At 73.6% G+C, this 22,537-nt stretch carries 20 protein-coding genes; 5 read left to right on the top strand and 15 right to left on the bottom strand.

The features are described 5' to 3' along the window. Positions 1–11 precede the first annotated feature (11 nt). Complete coding sequence (locus tag AB0472_RS06910) at positions 12–2,546, bottom strand: hypothetical protein (protein ID WP_366354031.1); 2,535 nt, start codon at positions 2,544–2,546, stop codon at positions 12–14. A 196-nt stretch (positions 2,547–2,742) separates the two neighbouring features. Next, complete coding sequence (locus AB0472_RS06905; protein ID WP_366354029.1) at positions 2,743–3,801, bottom strand: chitinase; 1,059 nt, start codon at positions 3,799–3,801, stop codon at positions 2,743–2,745. A 198-nt stretch (positions 3,802–3,999) separates the two neighbouring features. Here AB0472_RS06905 and AB0472_RS06900 point away from each other — a divergent pair, with 198 nt between their 5' ends. Then, complete coding sequence (locus AB0472_RS06900) at positions 4,000–5,040, top strand: NlpC/P60 family protein (protein ID WP_366354028.1); 1,041 nt, start codon at positions 4,000–4,002, stop codon at positions 5,038–5,040. A gap of 254 nt (positions 5,041–5,294) precedes the next feature. Here the strand turns inward: AB0472_RS06900 and gndA are convergent, their stop codons facing one another. Continuing rightward, a complete protein-coding gene (gene gndA, locus AB0472_RS06895) occupies positions 5,295–6,734 on the bottom strand; it encodes an NADP-dependent phosphogluconate dehydrogenase (protein ID WP_366354026.1) in 1,440 nt (479 codons plus the stop codon). Between the two features lie 93 nt (positions 6,735–6,827). Further along, on the bottom strand, positions 6,828–7,793 hold the full coding sequence (locus tag AB0472_RS06890; protein WP_366354024.1) for a zinc-binding alcohol dehydrogenase family protein: 966 nt from the start codon (positions 7,791–7,793) through the stop codon (positions 6,828–6,830). 113 nt (positions 7,794–7,906) lie between these two features. On the opposite strand from AB0472_RS06890, the gene AB0472_RS06885 reads away from it, so the two are divergent. The 3 genes from AB0472_RS06885 (at position 7,907) to AB0472_RS06875 (ending at position 10,404) form a co-directional block, all read left to right on the top strand. Further along, positions 7,907–8,386 carry a MarR family transcriptional regulator gene (locus tag AB0472_RS06885; protein WP_366354022.1) on the top strand — a complete coding sequence of 160 codons (480 nt, stop codon included), beginning with the start codon at positions 7,907–7,909 and terminating at the stop codon, positions 8,384–8,386. An 88-nt stretch (positions 8,387–8,474) separates the two neighbouring features. Continuing rightward, entirely contained in the window at positions 8,475–9,380 is a 906-nt protein-coding gene (locus AB0472_RS06880; protein WP_366354020.1) for a M23 family metallopeptidase, read from the top strand. 76 nt (positions 9,381–9,456) lie between these two features. Beyond that, a complete protein-coding gene (locus AB0472_RS06875) occupies positions 9,457–10,404 on the top strand; it encodes a glycosyl hydrolase (RefSeq protein WP_366354018.1) in 948 nt (315 codons plus the stop codon). A 27-nt stretch (positions 10,405–10,431) separates the two neighbouring features. Here the strand turns inward: AB0472_RS06875 and AB0472_RS06870 are convergent, their stop codons facing one another. The 8 genes from AB0472_RS06870 to AB0472_RS06835 form a co-directional block, all read right to left on the bottom strand. Further along, the gene (locus AB0472_RS06870; protein WP_366354016.1) at positions 10,432–11,841 is read right to left on the bottom strand and encodes a zinc ribbon domain-containing protein; all 1,410 of its coding nucleotides are present in this window, start codon (positions 11,839–11,841) and stop codon (positions 10,432–10,434) included. After that, entirely contained in the window at positions 11,838–12,359 is a 522-nt protein-coding gene (locus tag AB0472_RS06865) for a phage tail protein (protein WP_366354079.1), read from the bottom strand. The genes AB0472_RS06870 and AB0472_RS06865 overlap by 4 nt, the downstream gene beginning before the upstream one ends. A 76-nt stretch (positions 12,360–12,435) precedes the next feature. Further along, entirely contained in the window at positions 12,436–14,397 is a 1,962-nt protein-coding gene (locus AB0472_RS06860; RefSeq protein WP_366354015.1) for a putative baseplate assembly protein, read from the bottom strand. Between the two features lie 5 nt (positions 14,398–14,402). Continuing rightward, the gene (locus AB0472_RS06855; protein WP_366354013.1) at positions 14,403–14,846 is read right to left on the bottom strand and encodes a GPW/gp25 family protein; all 444 of its coding nucleotides are present in this window, start codon (positions 14,844–14,846) and stop codon (positions 14,403–14,405) included. 64 nt (positions 14,847–14,910) lie between these two features. Further along, positions 14,911–16,821, bottom strand: coding sequence for a VgrG-related protein (locus tag AB0472_RS06850; RefSeq protein WP_366354011.1), 1,911 nt, complete (start codon positions 16,819–16,821; stop codon positions 14,911–14,913). After that, on the bottom strand, positions 16,821–17,543 hold the full coding sequence (locus AB0472_RS06845; protein ID WP_089100301.1) for a LysM peptidoglycan-binding domain-containing protein: 723 nt from the start codon (positions 17,541–17,543) through the stop codon (positions 16,821–16,823). Before AB0472_RS06845 ends, AB0472_RS06850 begins: the two co-directional genes overlap by 1 nt. Positions 17,544–17,558: 15 nt before the next feature. Further along, positions 17,559–17,981, bottom strand: coding sequence for a phage tail protein (locus AB0472_RS06840; RefSeq protein ID WP_089100302.1), 423 nt, complete (start codon positions 17,979–17,981; stop codon positions 17,559–17,561). A 49-nt stretch (positions 17,982–18,030) separates the two neighbouring features. Beyond that, positions 18,031–18,612 carry a hypothetical protein gene (locus AB0472_RS06835; RefSeq protein ID WP_366354009.1) on the bottom strand — a complete coding sequence of 194 codons (582 nt, stop codon included), beginning with the start codon at positions 18,610–18,612 and terminating at the stop codon, positions 18,031–18,033. 814 nt (positions 18,613–19,426) lie between these two features. Here AB0472_RS06835 and AB0472_RS06830 point away from each other — a divergent pair. Beyond that, on the top strand, positions 19,427–21,463 hold the full coding sequence (locus AB0472_RS06830; RefSeq protein WP_366354007.1) for a hypothetical protein: 2,037 nt from the start codon (positions 19,427–19,429) through the stop codon (positions 21,461–21,463). Here AB0472_RS06830 and AB0472_RS06825 read toward each other — a convergent pair. Genes AB0472_RS06825 through AB0472_RS06815 form a run of 3 tightly spaced genes read right to left on the bottom strand, consistent with a single transcriptional unit; the run spans position 21,400 to position 22,480 of the window. Continuing rightward, positions 21,400–21,570, bottom strand: a complete 171-nt coding sequence (locus AB0472_RS06825) for a DUF6760 family protein (protein WP_089100305.1) — start codon at positions 21,568–21,570, stop codon at positions 21,400–21,402. The genes AB0472_RS06830 and AB0472_RS06825 overlap by 64 nt on opposite strands. Beyond that, positions 21,567–22,037: a hypothetical protein gene (locus AB0472_RS06820; RefSeq protein WP_366354005.1), complete on the bottom strand. Its 471-nt coding sequence runs from the start codon at positions 22,035–22,037 to the stop codon at positions 21,567–21,569. The genes AB0472_RS06825 and AB0472_RS06820 overlap by 4 nt, the downstream gene beginning before the upstream one ends. Continuing rightward, positions 22,037–22,480, bottom strand: coding sequence for a phage tail protein (locus tag AB0472_RS06815; RefSeq protein ID WP_189262970.1), 444 nt, complete (start codon positions 22,478–22,480; stop codon positions 22,037–22,039). Before AB0472_RS06815 ends, AB0472_RS06820 begins: the two co-directional genes overlap by 1 nt. Positions 22,481–22,537 lie beyond the last annotated feature (57 nt).

Below are 22,537 nucleotides of genomic sequence, written 5' to 3'. Positions count from 1 at the left end.
GCGCGTGAGGCTCAGTTCCGTACCGTCAGGTACAGCCAGCCGCCCCAGGTGTCCGCGTTGCTCGTGTCCTTGGAGCTGTGGACGTACTCCGTCCGCACCCGGAACCGCTGGTTCACCGCGTGGGTGAGGGCCAGGTGGGTCACGCCGGTGCTGTTCGGGTCCATGGAGAAACAGGAGGACGTGCCGATGGTGTGCCAGGCGCCGCTGTAGTACTCCTGGGCCTGGAACTTCATGCACTGCCCGGACTTGTCCGGGGTCACCGTGCCGACCACCTGCGGCTGCACGGTGTGGTGGTAGACGCGGTAGGTGACCCCGCCGTAGGTGGTGCTGGTGTAGTAACTGCCCAGCCGCTCTGCGATCTTCACCTGGGTGGCGGCGGAGTGGGTGGCCGTGGCCGGGGCGTAGCGGTAGTCGCCCCCGAAGGACGCCGTGTAGACCGTGGAGCGGGTGGGCTTGTACGTCGCCTTCAGGTTGCCCTTGCTGTCCACCGTGCCGGTCTTCAGCAGCGTCTTCCTGCCGCCCGCCGGGGTGGCGTAGACCGAGAGCGTGCGGCCGTTGTACGTGGTGCCCAGGTGGGCGGTGACGGTGGCCGTCGCGCCGTACGCGTACGTCGCCTTGTCCGTGGCGACCGTGACCGTCGACGTGGCGCGGGACACCTGGACGATCGCCGAGGCGGTGGCCGCCTGGTGGGCCGCGTCGCCCGGGTAGCTCACGGTGTAGGTGTTCGCGCCGCCGACGGCCGGGGTGTCCTTGACCGTGACGGTGCCGTCGGCCGCGACGGGTGCGGTCCAGGTCGCCGGGGTCGTGGTGTGGGCGGCGTCGGTGCGGGTGACGGTGACCGTCTCGCCGGCGGGGTAGGGCGCGTCGCCGAGCTTGCCGGCGAAGGAGAGGGCCGCGGCGCGGGTGGCGGTCGCGGGGGCCTTCAGGGTGAGGGCCGGCGCGTAGGCGGAGACCGTGAGGCTCGGTTCGTCGGCGCTCGGCTCGTGGGTGGCGTCACCCGCGTACGAGAGGTGGTACGTGAACCATCCGGCCGCCTCCGGCGCGTCGGTCACCGTGAACTCCTCGGTGACCGGGTCGACGGTCACCGAGGGGAGCGGGACCGTCTCCTGGGTGTCCTCGTCGGTGCGGGACACGTCGATCGTGGTGCCCTGCGGGAAGCTGCCGAGGTTCAGTTCGGAGGTGAGCGTGCCCTTGATGACGACCGAGTGCGGGCTCGCCGAGTCGATCTCCGGGGCGGCGACGGTCGTGGACAACCGCGCCACGTACACCTTCAGGTCCGCCGTCGCGGGACGGTGGGTGGTGTCTCCCGCGTACGACACCTCGTACGTGTACGTGCCCGCGTCCTGCCGGGTGTCGCTGACGGCGAAGGTGCCGTCGGTGCCCACCGTGGTGTCGGGCAGCGGCTCGCCGTCGCGGGTGACGTGGAGGGCGGCGCCGGCCGGGAGGATGCCCCGGGTGGCGAGGGTGCCGGTGAAGGTGAACTGCTGGGTGGGGACCGCGTACCGGGGCGGGGCCAGGGTGAGGGTGGTGTCGGTGAGCTTCGCGGAGCCGAGCACGTCGAGGCCGTAGGCGCCGGACGCGTCCCGGGTGACGGCGTAGAGGGTGCTGCCGTCGCCGCCCCATGCCAGGCCGTCCGGGGCGACGGTGGTGCCGGCCGGGAAGGTGACGTGGTTCTCCGCGAGGTTGGAACCGGCGTAGAGGTAGAGGCCCGCGGTACTGGCCGAGGCGATCGTGCCGTCGGTGTCGATCGCGAGCGAGTCCGGGCCCACCGCGCCGGTGTAGTACGGGGCGGGGTTGGCGCGCGACAGGTCCGAGGTGCGGTAGATCTGCAGAGCGGGCTGCTGGGTGGCGGCGAGCAGCACCGCGGCGCCGTCGCCGGTGACCCGGAACCCGGTCGCGGTGCCGCCGAAGACGTCCGTGTCGGCCTCGGCCGTGGCCGTGCCCGAGGAGACGTCGAAGGTCGCCACGTGGCTGAGGCTGTTCAGCGGCTCCTCCGCCGCGAGCACGCCGCCGCCGGCCGCCAGCAGCGGCGGGACCGACCAGTGGGAGAGCGAGGGCGTCGACACCGTGCCGGACGCGTCGACGGAGCCGATCGCGCCCTTGCCGTCGGCCGTTCGGTAGCCGTACCAGAGCGTGCCGCCCGCCACCGCCACGGAGACGGGCGCGCTGCCGGTGCCGGTCGGGTAGCGGGTGGACTCGGTGAGCGTCGCGGTGTCGACGGCGGCGACCGCGTCCCCGTCGGCGAGGGCCGCGTAGAGGGTCGAGCCGTCGGCGGAGAGCGCGAGGCCCGTGGCGCCCTGCTCGTCCGTGATGGTGGTGACCGGGGTGCCGGACAGGTCGGTCACCAGGATGCCCGCCGAACCGGCGCCCTGGCTGAAGAAGAGGTGCTGGTGGGCCGGGTCGGCCACCATGTGCGCGTAGTGCGACAGCGGCAGCGCTGCCGTGCTGTCGGCCAGGGCGGCGGGGCCGGTGAGGCCGACCGCGGCGGTGGTCAGCCCGGCGACGACGGATATCGCCGCCGAGAGCGAGACCTGCTTGAGGCGCATGAAGCTCCGGGGAAAAGGATGATCAGGATGTGAGGTGGCTGTGCGGACGATAACCGGTGCCGGTGGCCGGATCGTTGTCCGAAAACCTGATCTTCGCCATGTTCCGGCAAAGACTCCGGCCCACGCCCCCCACACCCCGCACACCCGCGCCCCTCGGGGGCGCGGGGCGGTGTCCGGTGTGCGTCCGGCGAGACGCCTACCGGCGCGGGCCGCCGAACCCGGCGAAGGTGTGGCTGAAGTACCAGGGGTCCTGGGCTATGCCTGAGCAGGCGTTGGCGCCGCCGGTACCCACGCAGTTGCCGTTGTCGCGCTGCAGGGCCCAGAAGGAGAGGGTGTCGATGCCCCGGGCGGCGGCCCAGCCTTCGACGGTCGCGGCGTTCTGGGTGGTGAAGGTCTCCGCGGGGCCGAAGTCGTCGATGCCGGGCATCTCGGTGACGCCGGTCATCCCCCACAGGTCCTTGGCGCTCTTGTGCGGGAACAGGGCGTGGAGCTGGGCGTGCAGGCCGTCCGCGGCGATCTTCGTGTCGGCGGCCATGTCGTGGGCGGCGCCGTCGTAGTAGTCGAAGGTCATGATGTTGACGACGTCCACGCGCGCGTGGTTGGCGACGGCGTTCCGCAGGACGGCCAGGCCGCTGTCCGCGAGGCCCTTGGTGGTCGTCGGCAGGGTGTAGGAGAACTGGAGCGGGCGGCCGGTGCGTTCGGCCCAGTGCTCGGCCTTGGCGATCGCCTTGTTGCGGCGGTCGATTCCGGCCGTGTTGGCGAGCGAGTCCGCCTCGATGTCGAGGTCGATGCGGCTGATGCCGTACGTCGTGACGAGCTTCTCGTAGACGCCGGCGACGGCGTCCACGTCGGTGCAGCTGTCGGCGAGTTCGGTGCCGGTGGTGTCGGCGCCGTAGCCGCCGAAGGAGGGGATGGCGTTGCCCCCGCGGGCCTGGAGGGCGGCGATGTCGGCGCCGAAGGTGGCCGGGGCGATCGGCTGCGTGGCGTCGCCGTTCCAGTCGGCGGTGCAGGAGCCCGCGGCGGGCGTCTGGAGGAAGGCCAGGGTGAGGTACTTGTTGCCGGACTCGGCGGCGAGCGCGGCGGGGCTGTCGCCGGTCCAGGCCTCGAAGTAGGGCGCCGCGACGTGCGCGGGCATGGGCTTCACGTGGTGCGAGGCGGCGTGCGGCTCGGCGTGCGCGGCGCCTGCCCCGAGGGCAACGAGCGCGGCGGACAAGGCGGTTGCGGGCAGGGCGTGCAGGGCACGAGTGCGTCTCATGGACGCCCATAGTTGGACTAGACCAATCCACTGTCAAGGTTCTTTACAACCAGCAGACCCTTTCGTTCGGCAAGGCGTCAGGGGCTGGTCACCCCCGATCGGTTCCGGCCAAGAATTTTCATGCGAAGATTTGAACTGACCATAAGAGAGTCATTAGGGTCTGTTGCCCGAACCTCTGCTCGGAAGGAGCTCGCCTCCGTGGCGTCCCACCGTCGTGCCAAGCAGCCGGGCCGTGCCCGTGTCACCGTGCTCACCTCCGCCGCCGCTGCCGCCGTGGCCCTGAGCGCACAGGCGGCCAACGCCGCGCCCAGCGAGAAGCCGAGCAAGAACGAGGTCAAGTCCCGGGTCGACAAGCTGTACGAGGAGGCCGAGCAGGCCACCGAGAAGTTCAACGGGGCCAAGGAGAAGCAGGAGAAGCTGCAGAAGCAGATATCCGCGCTCCAGGACTCGGTCGCCCGCGGGCAAAAGGACCTGAACGAACTCCGCGACGGCATCGGCTCCATGGCCACCGCCCAGTACCGCAGCGGCGGCCTCGACCCGTCCCTCCAGCTGTTCCTCTCCTCCGACCCGGACAGCTACCTGGACAAGGCGTCCACCCTCGACCAGCTGAGCAGCCAGCAGGTCGAGACGCTGAAGAAGATCCAGGCCAAGCAGCGCGAACTGGCGCAGGAGCGGGCGGAGGCCACCGGCAAGCTCCGGGACCTGGCCGCCACCCGCACCGAACTCGGCAGGAAGAAGAAGGAGGTCCAGGCCAAGCTCGCCGAGGCGCAGAAGCTGCTCAACAGCCTCACCGCCGCCGAGAAGGCCGCCCTCGCCGCCGAGCAGGACCGGGCCAGCCGTTCCTCCAGTGAGCGCGTCGACCTCGGCAACGACACCTCCGCCACCGGCAGGGCCGCCGCCGCCTTCGCGGCCGCCAAGACCAGGCTCGGCACCCCGTACGTCTACGGCGCCACCGGCCCGTCCTCCTTCGACTGCTCGGGCCTGACCTCCTGGGCGTACGCGCAGGCCGGGGTCTCCATCCCCCGCACGTCCGAGTCCCAGTCGGCGATCGGCACCAGGATCTACTCGACGTCCGGCCTCCAGGTCGGCGACCTGGTCTTCTTCTTCAACGACCTGCACCACGTGGGCCTGTACGCGGGCAACGGCCAGATCCTGCACGCCCCGCGCACCGGCACGGTCGTCCGCTACGAGTCGATGTCCACCATCGGGGGCCCGTTCATGTTCGGCGTCCGCGTCTGACCTGCGGTCGGCCCGGCCGACGGAACCTCCGCACCGACACCCCGTCTGCAACGCCCCCGAGGGGCGCTGGGGGTGCCCCCGGCCGAAGGCTGGGGGAGGAACTGCGCGACAAGCCACGGCGGACCCGCGGCGGGCCACGCTCCGACACCCACCGGACGGTGGCACGACCGAGAGTGCCGCGAAACGCCGTCAGCGGTCCGACGGTATCGTCGTGGCTGATCGCGCAGTTCCCCACGCCCCTGGCGGGGCGCTGTTCAGCCCTGGGTTTCCGGGCGGCCCTCGGCCGCCCAGTGGGTGTGGAAGGCGCCCTCCCTGTCGACGCGGCCGTAGGTGTGCGCGCCGAAGTAGTCGCGCTGGCCCTGGAGGAGGGCCGCGGGGAGCCGGTCGGCGCGGAGCGTGTCGTAGTGGGACAGGGCCGCGGAGAACGCCGGGACGGGAATGCCCCGGCGGGCCGCGGACGCGACCGTCTCCCGCCACGGCACCTGCGCGTCGGCGATCTCCTTCGCGAACTCCCCCTCGGCCAGCAGGCTGACGAGGTCCGGGTCGGCCCGGTAGGCCGCGCGGATCCGGTCCAGGAAGGACGCGCGGATGATGCAGCCGCCCCGCCAGATCCGGGCCACCGCGCCGAGGTCGATCTTCCAGCCGTACTCGGCGGCCGCGTCCTGGATCATCGTCCAGCCCTGGTCGTAGGCGATGACCTTCGAGGCGTACAGGGCGTGTTCGACGCGGGAGGCGAAGCGGTCGGCCTCGGTGGCGCTGAGGGGTGGGGTCGTGCCGCCGGGGAGTCCGGCGTAGGCGGCGCGCAGCGCACCGCGGCCGGACGCCGCGCGGGCGAACGTCGCCTGGGCGATCGCGGTGACCGGGGAGGCCAGGTCCAGCGCGGTCTGCACGGTCCAGCGCCCGGTGCCCTTCTGCCCGGCGGCGTCGGCGACGACGTCGACGAAGGGCGCGCCGGTGGCGGCGTCGACGTGGCCGAGGACGTCGGCGGTGATCTCGATGAGGTAGGAGCCGAGGCGGCCGCCGTTCCACTCCCGGAAGATGCCGGCGATCTCGGCCGGCGCGTACCCGCCGACCTGGCGCAGCAGGTCGTAGGCCTCGGCGATGAGCTGCATGTCGGCGTACTCGATGCCGTTGTGGACCATCTTCACGAAGTGCCCGGCGCCGTCCGCGCCGACGTGCGTGGCACACGGCTCGCCGCCCACCTTGGCGCTGATGTCCTCGAACATCGGCCCGAGCACGGCGTACGACTCCGCGGACCCGCCGGGCATGATCGACGGGCCGTGCAGCGCGCCCTCCTCACCGCCGGAGACGCCGACGCCGACGAAGTGCAGACCCTTCTCGCGCAGTGCGGCCTCGCGGCGGCGGGTGTCGGCGAAGTGGGCGTTGCCGCCGTCGATGACGATGTCACCGGGTTCGAGGAGCGGCACGAACTCGTCGATGACGGCGTCGGTGGCGGCGCCCGCCTGGACCATGATCATGAGGCGCCGGGGCCGTTCCAGGGCGGCGACGAACTCGGCCGCGGTCTCGGCGCCGACGAAGTCGCCCTCGCCGCCGTACTCCTGGAGCAGCGCGCGGGTGCGGGCCGGGGTGCGGTTGTGGACGGCGACCGGGTAGCCGTGCCGGGCGAAGTTCCGGGCCAGGTTGCGGCCCATCACTCCCAGGCCGGTCACGCCGATGGCTGCGGATGCGTTCACGGGGGGGGACTCCGTTCTGCGGACGCGTGCTGTGCCCGGAGGTACGGGTGGACGGCGGGCGTGCGTTCAGTTCCGGGACCGTCACCCGGGCGCTCAGCCGCGCGAGGTGGTGAACACCAGGCGCCGGCCGGGCTCGACGGGGGCGGTCCAGGCCTCCTCGACGCCGGCCAGCGGCACCGGCAGGGCGTCGGCGGTGAGGGTGCCCCGGGTCAGTTCGGCCATCAGGGACGGCAGTTCGGCGACGATGCCGCGGGCGGTGACCGAGCCCTGGCCGCTGCCCATGAGCCGCAGGTTCGCCATCCGCAGCGCGGCGGACGGGAGGGTGATCCCGGGGCCGGCAGTGGCGCCGATCTGGATCCAGTCCAGCGGGGCGCTGCGGTCGGTGCGACGGGTGAGGACGGCGGGGAGGGCGCGCTCGGTGGGCGTGCCCCAGGTGTAGTCGAGGACGACGTCGACGTCCGCGGCGGCCTCGCCGAGCCGGGCGTCGGCCCGGTCCGGGTCGCCGGCCAGGGAGACCACGTCGGTGGCGCCGAGCCCGCCGAGCAGTTCCAGGCGCTCGGGGTCGCGGCCGGCGGCCACGATCCGGCCGGCGCCGAGGTGCCGGGCGATCTGTACGGCCATCCGGCCCGCGTTGCCGGTGGCGCCCAGGACCAGCACGCCCTGGCCGGGCTTGAAGGTGATCCGGCGGCGCAGCGCCACCCAGGACGACATGGCGGGGTTCATGGCCGCGGCGACGGTCACCGGGTCGGCGCCGGCGGGCAGCGGGACCGCCCGGCGCGGGTCGAGGACGGTCCGCTCGGCCATGGTGCCCGGGTCCCCGTCGTCGGCCACGAAGTACACGACCTGCCCGTCGGGCAGCCGGCCCACGCCGTCGACGCCGGGGATCAGGGGGAGGCGGCCGTCGCTGGTGTAGTGGGTGCCGTTGGCACCGGAACGGACCCGGGGGTGCAGAGCGGCGGCGACCATCTCCACCGGCAGCCTGCCCTCCGCGGGCTCGGGGGCGGGGAACTCCTCGAAGCGAGGCGGGAGTTCGAACGAACGGACCACGGCGGCATGCATGTCTGCTCCTCGGTTCGCGACACCAGTTAGTTCGTGACACCAATCAAATTAGTTGGCATCACGTACCAAGTCAAGTAGTTGGTGGCGCGTACTAACCTGATTAGGATGGGGCCATGCAGAACAAGCACATCGCCGAAGCACCGGACGATGACGACGTCGAGGACATCGACGGCGTCGAGGACCTCGGACTCGTGGACGGACTCGCCCAGCTGTCGTTCCTGGTGCAGGGCGCGCTCGGGAAGGTCGCGGCGGAACACGGACTCTCGGTCATCCAGCTGCGGCTGCTCGGCGTGCTCCGCGACCGCACGCCCGGCATGCAGGAACTCGCCCACCACCTGGGCCTGGACAAGTCCAGCATGACCGGCCTCGTCGACCGCGCGGAGCGCCGGGACCTGGTCCGCCGCACCCCCGCACCGCACGACCGGCGCAGCTTCCTGGTGTCGATCACCCCGCAGGGGCAGGAGCTGGCCCGGCAGTGCGCGGCGCTCGCCGACCGGCAGATCCGGGAGCTCGCGGCCCACCTCACCGACGCCCAGCGCGCCCGGCTCTCGCGGCTCGCGAGCGCGGTGGTGAACCACCACACCGAAATCTGAGCCGGGCCGATCATCCGAACAGGCGAAAGTCGGGGCGCCGGGCGCGTGGGGCCACCGCCCGGCGAGCCCGCCGTCAGAGGATCCGAAGATGCGAACGGATGATCTACGGCTGCTCACCGCCGCGGTGGTGCTCCTCCTGACCGGCGCGTTCCTCACCACGCCCGCCAAGGCCGACCAGCGCCCGTCCCCGTGCGCCTTCGGCCGGCGCAGCACCCCACCGCCCGCTGCGCACAAGGACGGCGTGGGGCGCGCCGACGGCGGCGGCCACCGTACCGTTCACGCCGGTCGCACCGCCCGCTGGACGGCGCCCACCGTCCATTACCGGCTCTCCGCCCGCTACGCGGCCAGGGGCCGCCTCTGGCAGCACCGGCACACCGGGCAGGACTTCGCGGTCGACGAGGGTACCCCCGTGTACGCCGTCGGACCCGGCAGCGTCGTGGCCGCGACCTGCGGCGACGCCTTCGGCAACCAGGTCGTGTTACACCATCCCGACGGCTACTACACCCAGTACGCCCACCTGTCCGTCATCAACGTCCGCCGCGGCCAGCACGTCTCGACGGGCCAGCGGATCGGCGCGGCCGGCTCCACCGGCAACGCGGACGGCCCCCACCTCCACTTCGAGGTCCGCACCACCCGGCACCTGGGCTCCGAGGTCCCGCCGCTCGCGTGGCTGCGGCACCACGGCGTGAGCGTGCCCGCGAAGCCGGCCCCGGCCGACCCCCGCCCGGCCCCGGGCGCCACGGCCACGGCGTCCGCCTCCGCCAGGGCGTCCGCCGCCGCCACCGCGGTCGCGGGTCCGGCACCGTCGGCGTCACGGAAGCCGTCGCACAAGTCCCCCAAGCCGCACCGGAACCCGGCGCCCCGGGCAACCCCGACACGTCAGGTACCCCCGCTGAGGCAGTGGCTTCCGGCGTCGGTGTGGGATCCGGCGACGTTGTGGAACCTGACGGCACGGCGGTACCCGCCGCCGCGGACGCCGGTGGCACGGCCGTAGCACGCCGGCAGCGCACAGGGTCACGGTATGACCACATACCGTGACCTCCGTGCGGGAAGCGGCAAGACTGCCTCCCATGGCACGTCTGAGGTTCCTGTGGGTCGCCGTCCTGGTCGCCCTCCTGCTGCTGCCCGGGTCCCGGCCGGAGATCCCGCGGCCCGCCGCACCCGGCCGCTTCGGGGCGTACGTCGGGTACGGCGCGGACGGGGTACGCCGGGTGGCGGCGCTCGGGGGCTGGCTGCGGGACCGGCCCCGGGTCGGGCACACCTACCTGCCCGGTGACGTGTGGCGGAACATCGAGGGCGCCCCGGACTTCGTGCGGCTGTGGGCCCGTTGGCGGCAGGCCGCACCCGACCGGCTCCTCGTCCTCAACGTGCCGATGCTGGATCACAACGAGGCGCACGTCCCCGACGCCGAGGTGCGCCGCCGGCTGCGGCTCGGGGCGAGCGGCTCGTACGACGTCCACTTCCGTGTCCTGGCCCGGCGGCTGGTCGCGGTCGGCGCGCCGGACACCGTCGTCGTGCTCGGCTGGGAGATGAACGGGGACACCTACACCCATCGCTGCGGCCCCGACCCCGCCGCCTGGCGGGCGTACTGGCGGCGGATCGTGACGGCCATGCGGTCGGTGCCCGGCGCCCGGTTCCGGTTCGACTTCGCGCCCAACCGGGGGCGGGACGCCGTCCCCTGGACCACGTGCTACCCGGGGGACGCGTACGTGGACGTGCTGGGGATGGACGCGTACGACGCCCCGCGGGGGATGTCCTTCCGGGAACAGGTCGCCGAGCCGTACGGGCTGCGGGCCCAGGCCGACTTCGCCCGGGCCCACGGCAAACCGGTCTCGTACCCCGAGTGGGGGCTGTACGAGAACGGCGACGATCCGGCGTACCTGCGCGGCATGCTGGACTGGTTCGCGAGCAACCGCCCGCTGTACCAGACGATCACCGACTACTGCCCGCACGGCGTGTGGCAGTGCCGCGGCAACCCCAGGTCCACGGCCGTGTACCGGTCCCTGATGCGGAGCTGACCGATCGCCGCCGGCGTACCGGGACGGCTAGGAGTTCGCGCTCGACGGGCCGAAGAACTCGATCTCGGCGATGGCCACCTGGGTGCGGGCCGACGTCTGGTACGACGAGTCGATCGTGAACCGGACGGAGACGACGTCCGCGGCCCGCAGGTCGCGGGTCTGGCCGCCGGCCGCCTGGTCGAGGGTCAGTTCGCGGGTCACGGTCTTGCCGTCGGCGGTCTTGATGGTCGCCGTCAGCCGGTGCGGCAGGGCCGACTTGTTCAGCTGCTCGTTGTGGGTCGACTCGCCGGAGGTGATGACGACGTTCAGGAGCCGGGTCGGTTCGTCGAAGTGCGCCTCGACCCACTCGCCCTCGCCGGCTCCGGCGATGCCCGGGCCCCACCACGTGTTGTTGAGCTTGTCGAAGAGCAGTTCCGGCTTGTGGCCGGCGTACGCGCGGGAGGCGCGGTAGCTGTCCGGGGAGACGGGGGCGCGCTTGGCGAAGTGGTCGCGGGTGGCGCTGACCGCCTTCGGCGTGTTGACCGCCAGGACCGTGACGCCGGTGAGGACGACGGCGGCGACGATCCAGGTGACGACGCGGTCGAAGGTGCGGCGGAGGCGGGGGCGGTCGCCCGCCCACGGGGTCTCTCTGCGGCGGAAGTCGAAGATGCGGCGCCACCAGGGGCGGCGGGCCGCGGGGCCGGTGTCGGGGTGGCCGGCCATGGGCATGGCGCAGCGGGTGCAGAAGTGGCGGTCGTGGCGGTTGGGGGTGGCGCACCAGGGGCAGGGGGTGCCGCCGTGGGCGCCGAGGTCCTCGCCGGGGGCCCGGACGGCGGCGGGGCGTTGGGGGGTGGGGCGGCCGGGGAGGACCGGGGCGATGGGTTGGGGGGCCGGGGTGGGGGTGGGCTCGCTCACCGGGATGAGGAGGCGGCGGGCTCGGTCGTGGTCGTCGTCCGCGGGCGTGCGGGGGGTGGGAAGAGGGGTGGTTTCGGCCGTGGGCGACGTGACGGTGGGTGGGGGCTGGTCGCGCAGTTCCCCGCGCCCCTCACGGGGCGCTGTCGTCGGCGGGGTGGACACGTCGCCGTGGGGCTGACGAGGCGCTGTCGTCGGCGAGGACGACTGGTCGGCGCGCGGCTCACGGGGCGCTGTCGTCGGCGGGGTGGACAGGTCGGCGTGGGGCTGACGGGGCGCTGTCGTGGGTGGGGTGTCGTGGCTGGGGGGCTTGGCCGTCGCTGTTGCTGTCGTTGCCTGCGTGTCTCGCTGGGGGAGGCCGGTGCCGCCGTCTCCGCTGGTGACGGCGGCCCAGCCGGGCACGGCGGCACCGGGTTCGGCCGGCTGCTGCTGTGACGGTTCGTCGTTGGTGCCCGCCCAGGTCAGGACGGCACCGCACGCGTCGCAGAAGGACTGGCCCGGTTGCGCGACCGTGCCGCACTCCGTGCAGTTCCGGTTGGTCGTCATCGCTGCGGGGTCCTTTCGGCGGACGAAGAAGATGCGGTCACCTGGACCGTGTAGGGCATGTGCGCGGGGCGGGCGGCGGCCACGAGGTGCTCCAGGCGGACCTCGTCGGCCGGGGTGGGGGACGGAAGCGTGAGGTGGACGTGGAGACCGGGGCGGGGAGCGCCGGGGAAGGCGCCCAGCGGGCGGGCGCTCCAGTCGGCGCCGCCGCTCTCCGTGATCTCCGGTGCCACCCCGAAGGCCAGCCGGACCGTCTCGGACAGGCCCCAGCGGGTGCCGCGGATGCGGTGCAGGTAGGCGGCCGCGGCCACGGCCGCGCGGAGCAGGGGCTCCGATTCCGTGCCGTCGGTCTCGGCACCGACCCAGGTGCCGAGCCACTCCGCGAAGTCCAGCGGGGCCAGCGCCGGGTCGAAGTAGCTGGGCAGGCAGTCCAGGACGTTCGGGATCGGGGCGATCACGTCGTCCAGGCCGGCGACGAAGCGCAGCGCCAGGTCGTCGTCGGCGAAGACCGCGGGAAGCATCGCGACGATCGGGACGGAGGAGCCGAGGCCGTCGATGGATCCTCTCAACGGACGCCTCCGGCCGGGTTGTTGCCGGTCATTCGCCGATCACCCTCACCCGGTGGTCGTAGGAGAAGACCAGGGACGGGGCGTCCAGGTCGATGCGGTCGGTCGGGTCGCCGCGCTTGCCGGTGAGCGGGTCGGCGGGGTGCAGGACGACCTCGTCGACGAGTTCGATGCCGGGGACGCGCTGCAGCACCGCGAAAATCTCACCGGACTGCACCGGGCGCCCGAACGGCCAGCCCTTGCCGTCCGCGCCACCGGTCAGCGGGTCCAGGTGGCGGTAGAGGGCGTCGTGGGCCTGGCGGCGGACCCGGTCGACGTCCACGCCGCGGAAGGCGTGCACGGTGGCGACGACCGTGACGCCCTGGTAGAAGGGCGGACCGACCGCGAGCCGGGTGCCGATCAGCCGGCGTTCGTCCAGGTAGCGGGTGATGCGGTCCAGCAGGGCGTCGCCGGGGACGAGCTGCTCGAAGCGGAGCCGGCCGCCCGGGTCGGAGACCGCCTGGGGTACCACCAGGACCCGTACCGCGTACGAGCCGTGCTCGCTCTCCTCGCCCTCGAGGCAGGTGATCCGGGCCGTCTCGGGCGCGGCGCGGCGGGCCAGCTCCTCGTAGTCGCGCAGGGTCACCGCCCGTTCCTGGGCGCGCAGCGTGATCGGCGCGCGGACCTTCGCCTCGGCGACCGTCTCGCCGTCCACGCCGCCGCGCGCGGCCTCCCGGTTGACGACCTCCGCGACGTACGGGATGGAGGAGCGCAGGATCTGCACGGCGCCGCGCGCCACGTTGCCGTCCCGGCCGCCGCCGGTGCGGTAGCGGTGGGCCCGGACGACCGCGCCCTTCGGGGCCACCGCGCCGTACTGGCGCAGCGAGCCGTCCGCTTCGCGGACCGCGGGGCCGAAGGCGATCTCGCCGGTCGTCGCGTCGAGGGTGAGGTGCCGGTCGTACGGACCGGAGGCCGCGAAGTGCGGGACGACGTGCCAGTCCACCCAGCCGCCCTCGCCGTCGTGCTCGGCGGTCTGCAGGAGGAGCGGCGGGCTGTCCCCGACGACGGGGGCGTGGGCGAGCCGGAGGCGCTGGCCGGGCAGGCCCGTCGACTCGCCGAGCGCCTCGTCCTCGACGGTCTCCGCGTGCACGGCGGCCGTGGTGCCGCCCACCGTGCAGGCCTCGACGAACCGGACCGTCGGGGAGGTGGTGTAGAACGGCTGGTCGGCGTGGGGTTCGGTGACCCGGCAGCGCAGCCAGCTCGCCTCCAGGCCGCCGTTGCGGGACAGGACGTGGCCGCCGGGGACGTGCAGGACGACCTCGCCGGGCCGGTTCAGGCCGCCGGTGCCGTCCCGGTCCACCTCGCACTCCCGCCAGCCGTCCTCCGTCCACGCCTCCCACACCAGCGGGGGCTGCCGCGGGTCCACGCCGACGCCGTCGACCCTGCTGTCCAGGTCCAGGGCGACCGCGCAGTGCGGGACGGCGGCGGACAGGCCGAGGAGCATGCAGTCACCGGGGTTCGGGGACTCGTTGAAGCACAACAGGTCCTTGCCCTCGGCGAGTTCGTGGGTGAGGTCGACGACCGCCGAGCCCTCCTGCTGGCGCAGCAGGTGCCGCAACTCACTCGGCACGATGGTCAGTTCGCGTTCGGTCGCGAAGACCACCGCCTCCTGCGTCTCGGTGCGCCGGGTCGCCACCTCGGTGCCGACCGGCACCGGAACCGCCTCCTCCTGCGCCGCCGACAGCCAGAATGTCACCTCCGTGCGGGCGGCCGAGGGCGGGAACAGCGTGATGCCGACCAGGTCCAGGAAGGCGAGGTGGTTCTTCTCCGGGACCCGGTTGAGGCGGTACACGATCTGGTCGGCCATGTGCGCGACCGTCTCCACCAGCGTGATGCCGGGGTCGGAGACGTTGTGGTCGGTCCACTCCGGGGCGCGCTGCTGGATATAGCGCTTGGCGTCGTCGACGAACTGCTGGAAGCGGCGGTCGTCGAGGTTCGGGGAGGGCAGGGCCATCGGGATCAGCGGTCGCTTTCGGAGGAGCCCGGGGCGGCCGGAGGCAGGTCCGGCTCGTCGTGGGAGGGGATGACGTAGAAGGGGAAGACCAGGCTGCGCGGGTTGTTGGTGCCGCGGATCGAGTAGCGGACGTCGATCATCAGCACGCTCGGGTCGGCGCCGGTGGTGACCTCGACGTCCTCGACCTCGATGCGCGGCTCCCAGCGGTCGAGGCTGGCGTGCACCTCGTGCTGGATACGCCCCGCGGTCTGCTCGTTGACGGGGGCGAAGACGAGGTCGTGGATGGCACAGCCGAACTCCGGCCGCATCGGGCGCTCGCCCGGAGCCGTGGAGAGGATGAGCCGGATGGCCTCCTCCACCTCCTTCTCGCCGCTGACCAGGGCGATGCCGCCGGTGGGCCCGATCCGCAACGGGAACGACCAGCCGGAGCCGACGAACTGCTCTGCCATCAGCTCCGCACCCGCCCTTCCGGGAAGTCCTGCCGGCCGCTCGTGCCGGGATCGCCGTGCCCGCTCATGCCGGGATCACCATCACCGTCAGTCCGCCCATCATCAGGTTGCCCAGCACCGGCACCTCGGGGGCCTGGATCGCCACCGTGGCCAGGGAGCTGATCGCGACGGCGGCGTTGCCGCGCAGCGACAGGGCCGCGTTCGCCATCAGGTTCACCGCGGCGGCGTTCACGGAGACCGCGCCCGCGGGCGCCTTGATGTCGACGAGTTCCGCACTCTGCAGGGACAGCGGGCCCCCGCTCCTGATGCTGAGCGCGCCACCCGCCTTCAGGGACAGGTTCGCGCCCGCCTCGACCGACACCGACCTGCTGCCCTTGATGGAGACGCTGCCCTTGCTGTCCACGGTGATCTCGGTCTTCTGCCGGTCCAGGAAGACGGTGAGCTTGTCGTCGCCGCTGGCCAGCCGGACGCCCTGCTTGCGGCCCCGTTGATCGAGCAGGTCCATGCGGTTGCCGACCCGGTCGGAGACGGTGTGCCGGGTGGCCCGGCCGCGCATGCCGTCGTGCAGCGGCACGTCCTTGACCCGGGTCGGCTTGTCCTTGCCGTTGTAGAGGCCGCCGATGACGTACGCGTGGTCCAGGGCACCCCGGTCGAAGGCGACCAGCACCTCGTCGCCGACGTCCATCGGGAAGACCCCGCCGCCGCGCACCCCGCCCCACTGCATGGTCCGGGTCCAGTCGCTGACGTAGGTGTCGTCCAGCCACGGGAACTTGAGCTTCACCCGCCCCTGCTGCAGCGGGTCCTGCACGTCGGTGACGAGGGCCTGGGCCACGCTGAGCTGCCGGTCGCCGCCGGCGTCCCCGCCGCCGCCGGAGGCGACGCCGTAGAGCGAGCGCCACTGACGGCCGCTGACGGTGATCCAGGTCTCGTAGTGCTTGGCGTCGCCGAAGACGTGCCGTACGGAGGTGACGGTGTACTTCCCCTCGAAGGGGTCCCCGACGTCCGCGAGCGCCACCGGTACCCCCGGCCGCAGCTTCGGGTTGCCCCGCACGACCACCTCGACCTCGGCGAACGTCGACGTGACGTCGTCGGAGAGGGCGTCGGCCGCGTACTTCACCTCGGTCTGCTTGTCGTACGGCGTGCGCGTCTCGACCAGCTTCGACGTCTTGAACTCACCCGCCGCCGCGGCCGGGGTGGTGCCGATGCTGTAGCCGGTGTTGGAGGCGGGGGTCGCGGTCGCCGTGAGCGTCTTCTTCGTCCGTACGTCCCAGCCGCGCGACTCGACCTTGTTGACCTGGTCGGAGGCGGTGACCGCGGTGCGCAGCCGCAGGATGTCGTGCCGGGCCTCCAGCACGAACGGGCTCTTGTCGCCGTCGGTCTGCGGCGAGGGCGCCCCGGAGGCGCTCTTCTGCTTCACGAACTGGAACTTGCCGTCGGCGTCCACCGACATGACCATCTCGTTCTCGTCGGCGAGCCGGGCCAGGAAGTCCCAGTCGGTGACGTTCGACTGGCTGATGAACTCGTAGACGGTCTTGGTGGCCTGGATCCGCCCGATCGGCACGCCGTCCTGAGCGGCCAGCTTGCGGGCGATGTCGGAGGCGGTCTGGTTGCGGTAGGCGACGACGCGGCGCTGCCGCATCAGCCGGAACCCGTAGTCGTAGCCCCGGACCACCGCGTAGCTTCCGGTGCCGTCGTACTCGGCCTCCATCGCGGTGACCTCGCCGGTGAGCAGCGGGTCGCCGGTGCCCTGCCCGTCGGAGACCGGCGTGATCACCACCGGGGTGCCGAACTGCACGCCCAGCTTGCCCAGCAGTTTGCGGCCCGGGTCGCGGAAGGTCAGCTGGAAGGCGGCAGGCACCCCGACGCCCTGGTCCACGTGGGCGTCGACGAGATACCGCCCGTACTCCGAGGTCGCGGTCAGCTCCTTGCCGCCGATGACGACCTTGATGACGTTCGAGAAGGCATGCTTCACCATCAGGACCGCACCTCCTCGGCGGCCGGCAGCACCAGTTCCGTCCCCGTGGGCAGCCACCCCGGGTCGTCGATGTCGTTGGCGTCCGCGATCGCCCGCCAGGCGGCCGCGTTGCCGTACTCCCGCCAGGCCAGCGACTGCAGCGAGTCCCCGGCGACGACCCGGTGCACGCGCTGCGCGGTGAGCGCGCCGGACGTCGGGTTCTGCCCCGCGGTCTTGCTCGGGATCTCGTGCAGCTGGAGCCGGCAGCTGGCCCGGATCGGCATCCCGCTCGTCCCGAAGAGCGAGTAGGAGACGTCGGCGGAGGCGACGTACGCCGTGAAGTTCGCCGTCGAGAACGAACCCCACTGGAAGACCACCCACGGCGGCGACGGCTGCTTGGCCGCGATGCTCTTGCTGGTGACCTCGCAGCAGGCCAGCAGCGACTCCACCTTCTTCATCACGTCGTTGCTGTCCGGGTCGTCGGACCGGTCCAGGAAGATCTCCACGCTCATCTCACGCGGGTGGGTGCCGAGGAACTCCGGCAGCGCGCCGTCCCGTTCGATCGGCGCCGCCGACGACTTCCAGTCCGCCCGGCGGGCGATCGACAGCTGCGCCGGGTTGAACTCGAACCCGAACGTCTTGATGATGCCGCCCGGGCTGGTGCTGGTGCCCACGGGCGGCTCGTGAATCGCGAGGGTGGCCCGCACGAGGCTCTTGCCGGCGCCCCGGCTGCTCCTGGCCATGATCTGGTCTGCCTCTCAGTCCGTGAATCCGTGGTGGGCGATCTCCAGGACCTCCGTGGCCACGGACGGGCTGCCCGCGTCCAGGGAGGGCCCCTGCCAGCTCACCGGCAGCACGTCGAGCAGCCCCCACCGGGCCACCTCCGAGCCGTCCGCGCGCAGCGCCGTGATCTGCCCGGTGGGCCGCTCGATCCCGGTCTGCACGGACGAGATCCACTTGGCGACCTTCGAGGTGTCCGGGGTGAGCGGGCGGGTCAGCCGGATGTGGGAGAAGGTGACCCGGGTCGGCAGCTGCCACACGAACCCGTTGTTCCCGCCCTCCTGCCGCTGCTCGATCTCCACCTGCGACGACAGCCCCTCGCACCCGTTGAAGTAACCGAGGTCCTCACCGTCGATGGAGAGGCTGAACCAGACTGTGGTTCCCGGGTCCTGGCGATCCATCGGGAGGCCTTTCTGTGGGGTGCTGCGCGGTCGTCGTGGTCAAGGGCGGTCAGGGCCGGAAGTCGCGGAGCTTGCCCACGCGTTCGCGGTCGCGGCGGAGTTCGGTGCGGACGTGCCGGGTGATGCGGTCGATGATCCGGTGCACGAGGGCGTCCACCTGGAACTCGGTGAGGGCGCGCGGATCGAATCCGCCGCCCTCGACCGCCGCGTAGCCGGGCGGCGGATCGTCGGCGGCCGAGGCGGAGGCGGAGTACCCGGGCGGCGGCGGATCGTCGGGGGGCGGGGGCTGCCTGGACGTCCGGGTCAGGGGGGCCGCCGGGCGGGAGGTGTGGGCCGGCGGCGCCTTCTTCAGGGAGCCCGTGGGGTGGTGGCCGCCGGGCGACGTGGTGGTCAGGGCCTCGCGCTGGACGGTGACGCGGCCGAGGGGGGCGACGGGGAGGGGGGTGGTGGCGGAGATCGGGGTGGTCGGGCGCAGGGGGACCGGCTGAGCGGGCGCGGAGGTGCCGGCGGCCGGCTTGACCGGCAGCGCGGCGGGCGGGGCCGCGTGCGGAGTCGCGGCCCGCGGCACGAAGAGGGGCAGGGGGGCCGGGGCGGTGGTCATGGGGAACGGCGACTGCGCCTGACGCTGCACGGCCGGCCGGCTGCTTCCGGGGCCGGGCGGGGCAGGTGCGGCGGTGCGCTGGACGAAGGGGGGCCACGGGGAAGACGGTGCGGCCGCCGCCGAAGTGGCCGCCGGGGCGGGGCCGGGAGGGGACGCGGGTGGCGGCGTCGCGGGGCCGACGGGGACCGCCGGGAGCGACGGGACCGACAGGACCGGCTGAGGCGGTCGGGGTCCCTCGGCCGTCGTCGTGGGCAGGCCCGGTGCCGAAGCCCGCTGTACCGGGTGGGGCGCTCCCGGCACCGACCGGGAAGAGGTGGCCGGCATGCCGCTCGACGAACCGCCCGCCGAACCAGCCGCCGGACCGCCCGCCGAACCGCCCGCCGAACCGCTCGACGAACCAGCCGACGGACCGCTCGACGCCGCCGGTTGCCGCTGCACGGACGGCACGGTCGCCTGGCGGCCGGTGGTCCTCGCGGCAGCCGCACCGCTCGCGACGGGGCCCGCGACGGGGGCGCCGAGGCCTAGACGCGGTGCGCGGGTGGTGGTGGTGGTCGTACCGGCGCGCTGTACGGAGGCGGAAGCGGAAGCCGGCGCCGGAGTGGGCCGGGCCGCTGTGGCCGGGCCGCCGGACGACGGGGCGGGGCCCCGCTCGCGCGGACCCGGCGGGGTCCGGGCGTCCGGCACGGCAGCGGAGGAGGGCTGCGGGCCCCCCGTCGCCCGCCGCTGTACGGACACCTCACGGACACCGCTCCCGGCCGCGGGCGACAGCGGGGCGCCGAGGCCGGGGCGAGGGGCGTCCGGGGTCGTCGCGGCACGCTGCACGGGGGCCGGTGCGGAAGCGGACGTGACCGCCGCCGTCGTGGCGGTGCCGGACGCGGCCTCGCCGCGGGGCTCGCCCGGCGGCAGCGGCGCGGCGGCCGGTACGGTTCCGCTTCCGCCCGGCCGGAGCGCTTCCGGTACGGCGTCGGCCGCGCCCGCGCTCCCGCTCGTCGCTCGCTGCACGGAAGTCGCGCGACCACCGCTCGCGGCCGGCGGCGTCGAGGGCCGCGCGTTCTGCGGGGCGGCCGAGGCACGGGGGGCGGTGGGCGAGGCGGCCGGGGCGGATTCGGTACCGGTGGCGCCGGTGGCCGCCGTACCGGTCCGGGGCGTCGGTGCCGCGCCCGTCCCCGTACGACCGCTTTCCGGCGACGGCGGCGTGGACCGGGCGGCCGGGCCCGCGACGGCGCTGCGCTGTACCGAGGCCGCCTCGGGGCTGCCGGGCGACCGCTCCGGGACCGTCGGGGGGACCGGGGCCGGCCCGCCGCTCACCGCCTGCCGCTGCGGGGTCGGCGCCCCGGCGCCGGACATGCCGGAAGGCCCGCCGTTGCCCGAGGGCGGTGCGGAGGCCGTACGAGCCGTGGTCCCGGGCGGCACGGGTGCCGGGGCCGTACCACCGCCACCACCGGAGGACGCCCTGGACGGACTCGGACCGGGCGCCGTCGTGCCCGGCCGGGCAGCCACCGGTCCGGCACCGGAGGCGGACCGCTGCACGACGGCAGGGTCCGGCGCCCGCCCGGGAGCAGCGGCACGCGGGCCGTCGCCGGAGGGGGTACGGCCGGGGGTACGGCCGTCACCGCCCGGGCGCGACCAGCCGCCGCTCACCGGCACCGGATCCCCGCCACCGCCCTCGACCGCCCGCTGCACGGCCTCCGCCGCCGCCGTTCCGCCGCCCGCTCGGTCACCCTCGCCCGGCGCCGGCACCGCGCTCTCGGCGGCCGTCACCCGCGGCGCCGACGGCAGCGTACGCCGCTGCACGGCCGTCACCGACGTGCTTGCCGGCGCCGTCGTCAGCGCGCTGCGGTGCGGCGCGACGGGAGGTGCGGGCGCGACCCGCGGACCGGTGGCCGGAGCAGGTGCGACCGGGGTCGGCTGCGGCGCCCACGCCACCGGCACCGCGCTCGAAGCGGCGGGGGAAGCGGTGGCCGAGGCTGCGGCAGCCGACGTGACCGACCGCTGGACCGCAGGCACCGCCCGCTGCCCGGGCCCCTGCGCGGTGGGAGCGGATCCCCTGTCCTGGACGGTCGACGGGGACGCCGGGCCCGGCGCGCTGCGCCCGTTGCGTACGGCTCCCGGTGCCACCCCGGTTCGCTGCCCGCCCGCACCACCACCGGGCCGGCCCGCCGAGGGCACCCGCTGTACCGCGGGCGCCACCGGTCCGGCTGATCCCGAGGCTCCCGAAGATCCCGGGCGTCCCGCCGTACCGGCCGAACCCACGGCGCCGGCGGACCCGATGGATCCGGCGGGCGCCGCGGACTCCCGGAGCGTGGCCCGCTGCGCGTCCGCCGTGGCCGGGTGCGCAGTTCCCCGCGCCTGTGACGGGGCGCCGGCGCCCCCGACCGCCCGCAACGGCACCACCGGGAGCGGTGCACGGCGGCCGGCCGTCGGACCCGCCTGCCCCGCGGCTCCCGTCGGACCCGCCAACGGCAGTGACTGCACCGGGCGTTCGAGGCCGGACACGGCCCCCGCGCCCGTGGTGCCGGTACGGCCGCCACCGGCCAGACGCGCGCTCGACTCGCCGTCCAGGACGGCGTGCGAGCGCGTGCCCATGAACGACGGGTTCTGCCAGGTCGGCAGCCGGCCGCCGAACCCGGCGTCCGCGACCTGCCCGCCCGACCCCAGCGCACGCTGGATCGGCGGCAGCCCGGACCAGGCCGCCGCCACCACCGGGCGGGACGGCGCCGGCGCCGGGACGTCGGGCGTGCTCCCGCTCTCGCCGGACCGCCCGGACTCGGCCGCCCCGGACCCGCGTCCCCGTACCCGATCCCACAGCCCCACCCGTCAGCCCTCCGCTCCTGCGGAGGCCGCCGCCCTGGTCACCAGAGACGCGATCTCCGCCGTGTAGCGGCGGCGGTCGGCGTGCTCCAGGTCCAGGATGTCCTCCAGGTTCCAGTGGAAGTGGTAGGCGACGTACGCGATCTCCTCGTGCAGCCGGTCGGTCGCGTACGTCACGATTCCCCCAGGCGGCTCCCGCCGAGTTCCACCTCGAAGGGCTCCGAGCAGTGCGGGCAGTTGACCGCGGCCCGGGTGTGCCCCTCGGCGTTGATCTGCCGGTAGAAGTCCTGGAGGAACGCCAGGTCGGAGGCGAACATGTTCTCCACGACCCCGTCGTGGACGAGCGGGAGCGTACCGAGGCGGGTGATCACCCGGCCCAGGAGCACCACCGACAGGAACGCGGGGTTCTCCTGGACGCGGACGTCCCGCAGCGGGATCAGCTCGTCGCGCGCCGTCGACAGGCGCATCACGCCGTCGCGGTGGACGGTGCCCTGCTCGTCGACGTACCCGCGCGGGAGCTGGAACGGGAACTCCGTGCGCAGCACCTCGACGGGCGTCTCCGGTTGCTGGGGGACCTGGGGCGCCACCGCCTCCGGTGCGACCGGCGCCCCCACGCCCTGGGCCCTGACGGCCGAACGCCTCATTACTCGATGACCAGTTCTTCGAACGTGATGGTCACCGTCTCGGTCAGCGCGGCCGCCTCGCCCGCCTTCACCGTGCTGGTGTCGATCTTGCTGCACCAGGCGTTGCGCAGGTTGTAGCGCTTCACCGGGTTGTTCTCGAAGTCCATCATGATGATGGAGGCGTTCTTGCGGGCCGTGGCCATCTGACCGTTGATCGACTCGTTGATCCACTGGGTGAACGACGAGGACTGGGTCATACCGCGGACGACCGTGCAGGTGCCGTTCTTCTTCACGCCCGGCAGGTTGCGGACGTGGTTCTTCCCGTCCGGCGTGTTCTGCTGGTAGGTGATGACGTCCTGCTCCATCGTCATGCCGCTGACCTCGGCGAGGTACTCGACCATCACGCCGTCGATCTGCAGGCCGAAATTGTGCGATGTGAGGGCGTCACCCGGCTGGAGACTCATGTGTTACTGCCCGTTCTTCTCAAGGTGCCGTGACATCAGGGGGGTTGGGGACCAGGG

The sequence above is a fragment of the Streptomyces sp. NPDC086777 genome (assembly GCF_040702065.1).
In the GTDB taxonomy this organism is placed as follows: Bacteria; Actinomycetota; Actinomycetes; order Streptomycetales; family Streptomycetaceae; genus Streptomyces.
Note: the sequence above shows the minus strand (reverse complement) of the source record. Positions and strands in the feature narration are given on the sequence as shown.

What these genes read in the sequence shown, in the direction of transcription:
- AB0472_RS06910 (WP_366354031.1), bottom strand. Translation starts at nt 2,546, where the DNA reads ATGCGCCTCAAGCAGGTCTCGCTCTCGGCGGCGATATCCGTCGTCGCC.
- AB0472_RS06905 (WP_366354029.1), bottom strand. Translation starts at nt 3,801, where the DNA reads ATGAGACGCACTCGTGCCCTGCACGCCCTGCCCGCAACCGCCTTGTCC.
- AB0472_RS06890 (WP_366354024.1), bottom strand. Translation starts at nt 7,793, where the DNA reads ATGCATGCCGCCGTGGTCCGTTCGTTCGAACTCCCGCCTCGCTTCGAG.
- AB0472_RS06885 (WP_366354022.1), top strand. Translation starts at nt 7,907, where the DNA reads ATGCAGAACAAGCACATCGCCGAAGCACCGGACGATGACGACGTCGAG.
- AB0472_RS06880 (WP_366354020.1), top strand. Translation starts at nt 8,475, where the DNA reads ATGCGAACGGATGATCTACGGCTGCTCACCGCCGCGGTGGTGCTCCTC.
- AB0472_RS06875 (WP_366354018.1), top strand. Translation starts at nt 9,457, where the DNA reads ATGGCACGTCTGAGGTTCCTGTGGGTCGCCGTCCTGGTCGCCCTCCTG.
- AB0472_RS06870 (WP_366354016.1), bottom strand. Translation starts at nt 11,841, where the DNA reads ATGACGACCAACCGGAACTGCACGGAGTGCGGCACGGTCGCGCAACCG.
- AB0472_RS06865 (WP_366354079.1), bottom strand. Translation starts at nt 12,359, where the DNA reads ATGCTTCCCGCGGTCTTCGCCGACGACGACCTGGCGCTGCGCTTCGTC.
- AB0472_RS06860 (WP_366354015.1), bottom strand. Translation starts at nt 14,397, where the DNA reads ATGGCCCTGCCCTCCCCGAACCTCGACGACCGCCGCTTCCAGCAGTTC.
- AB0472_RS06855 (WP_366354013.1), bottom strand. Translation starts at nt 14,846, where the DNA reads ATGGCAGAGCAGTTCGTCGGCTCCGGCTGGTCGTTCCCGTTGCGGATC.
- AB0472_RS06850 (WP_366354011.1), bottom strand. Translation starts at nt 16,821, where the DNA reads ATGGTGAAGCATGCCTTCTCGAACGTCATCAAGGTCGTCATCGGCGGC.
- AB0472_RS06845 (WP_089100301.1), bottom strand. Translation starts at nt 17,543, where the DNA reads ATGGCCAGGAGCAGCCGGGGCGCCGGCAAGAGCCTCGTGCGGGCCACC.
- AB0472_RS06840 (WP_089100302.1), bottom strand. Translation starts at nt 17,981, where the DNA reads ATGGATCGCCAGGACCCGGGAACCACAGTCTGGTTCAGCCTCTCCATC.
- AB0472_RS06820 (WP_366354005.1), bottom strand. Translation starts at nt 22,037, where the DNA reads ATGAGGCGTTCGGCCGTCAGGGCCCAGGGCGTGGGGGCGCCGGTCGCA.
- AB0472_RS06815 (WP_189262970.1), bottom strand. Translation starts at nt 22,480, where the DNA reads ATGAGTCTCCAGCCGGGTGACGCCCTCACATCGCACAATTTCGGCCTG.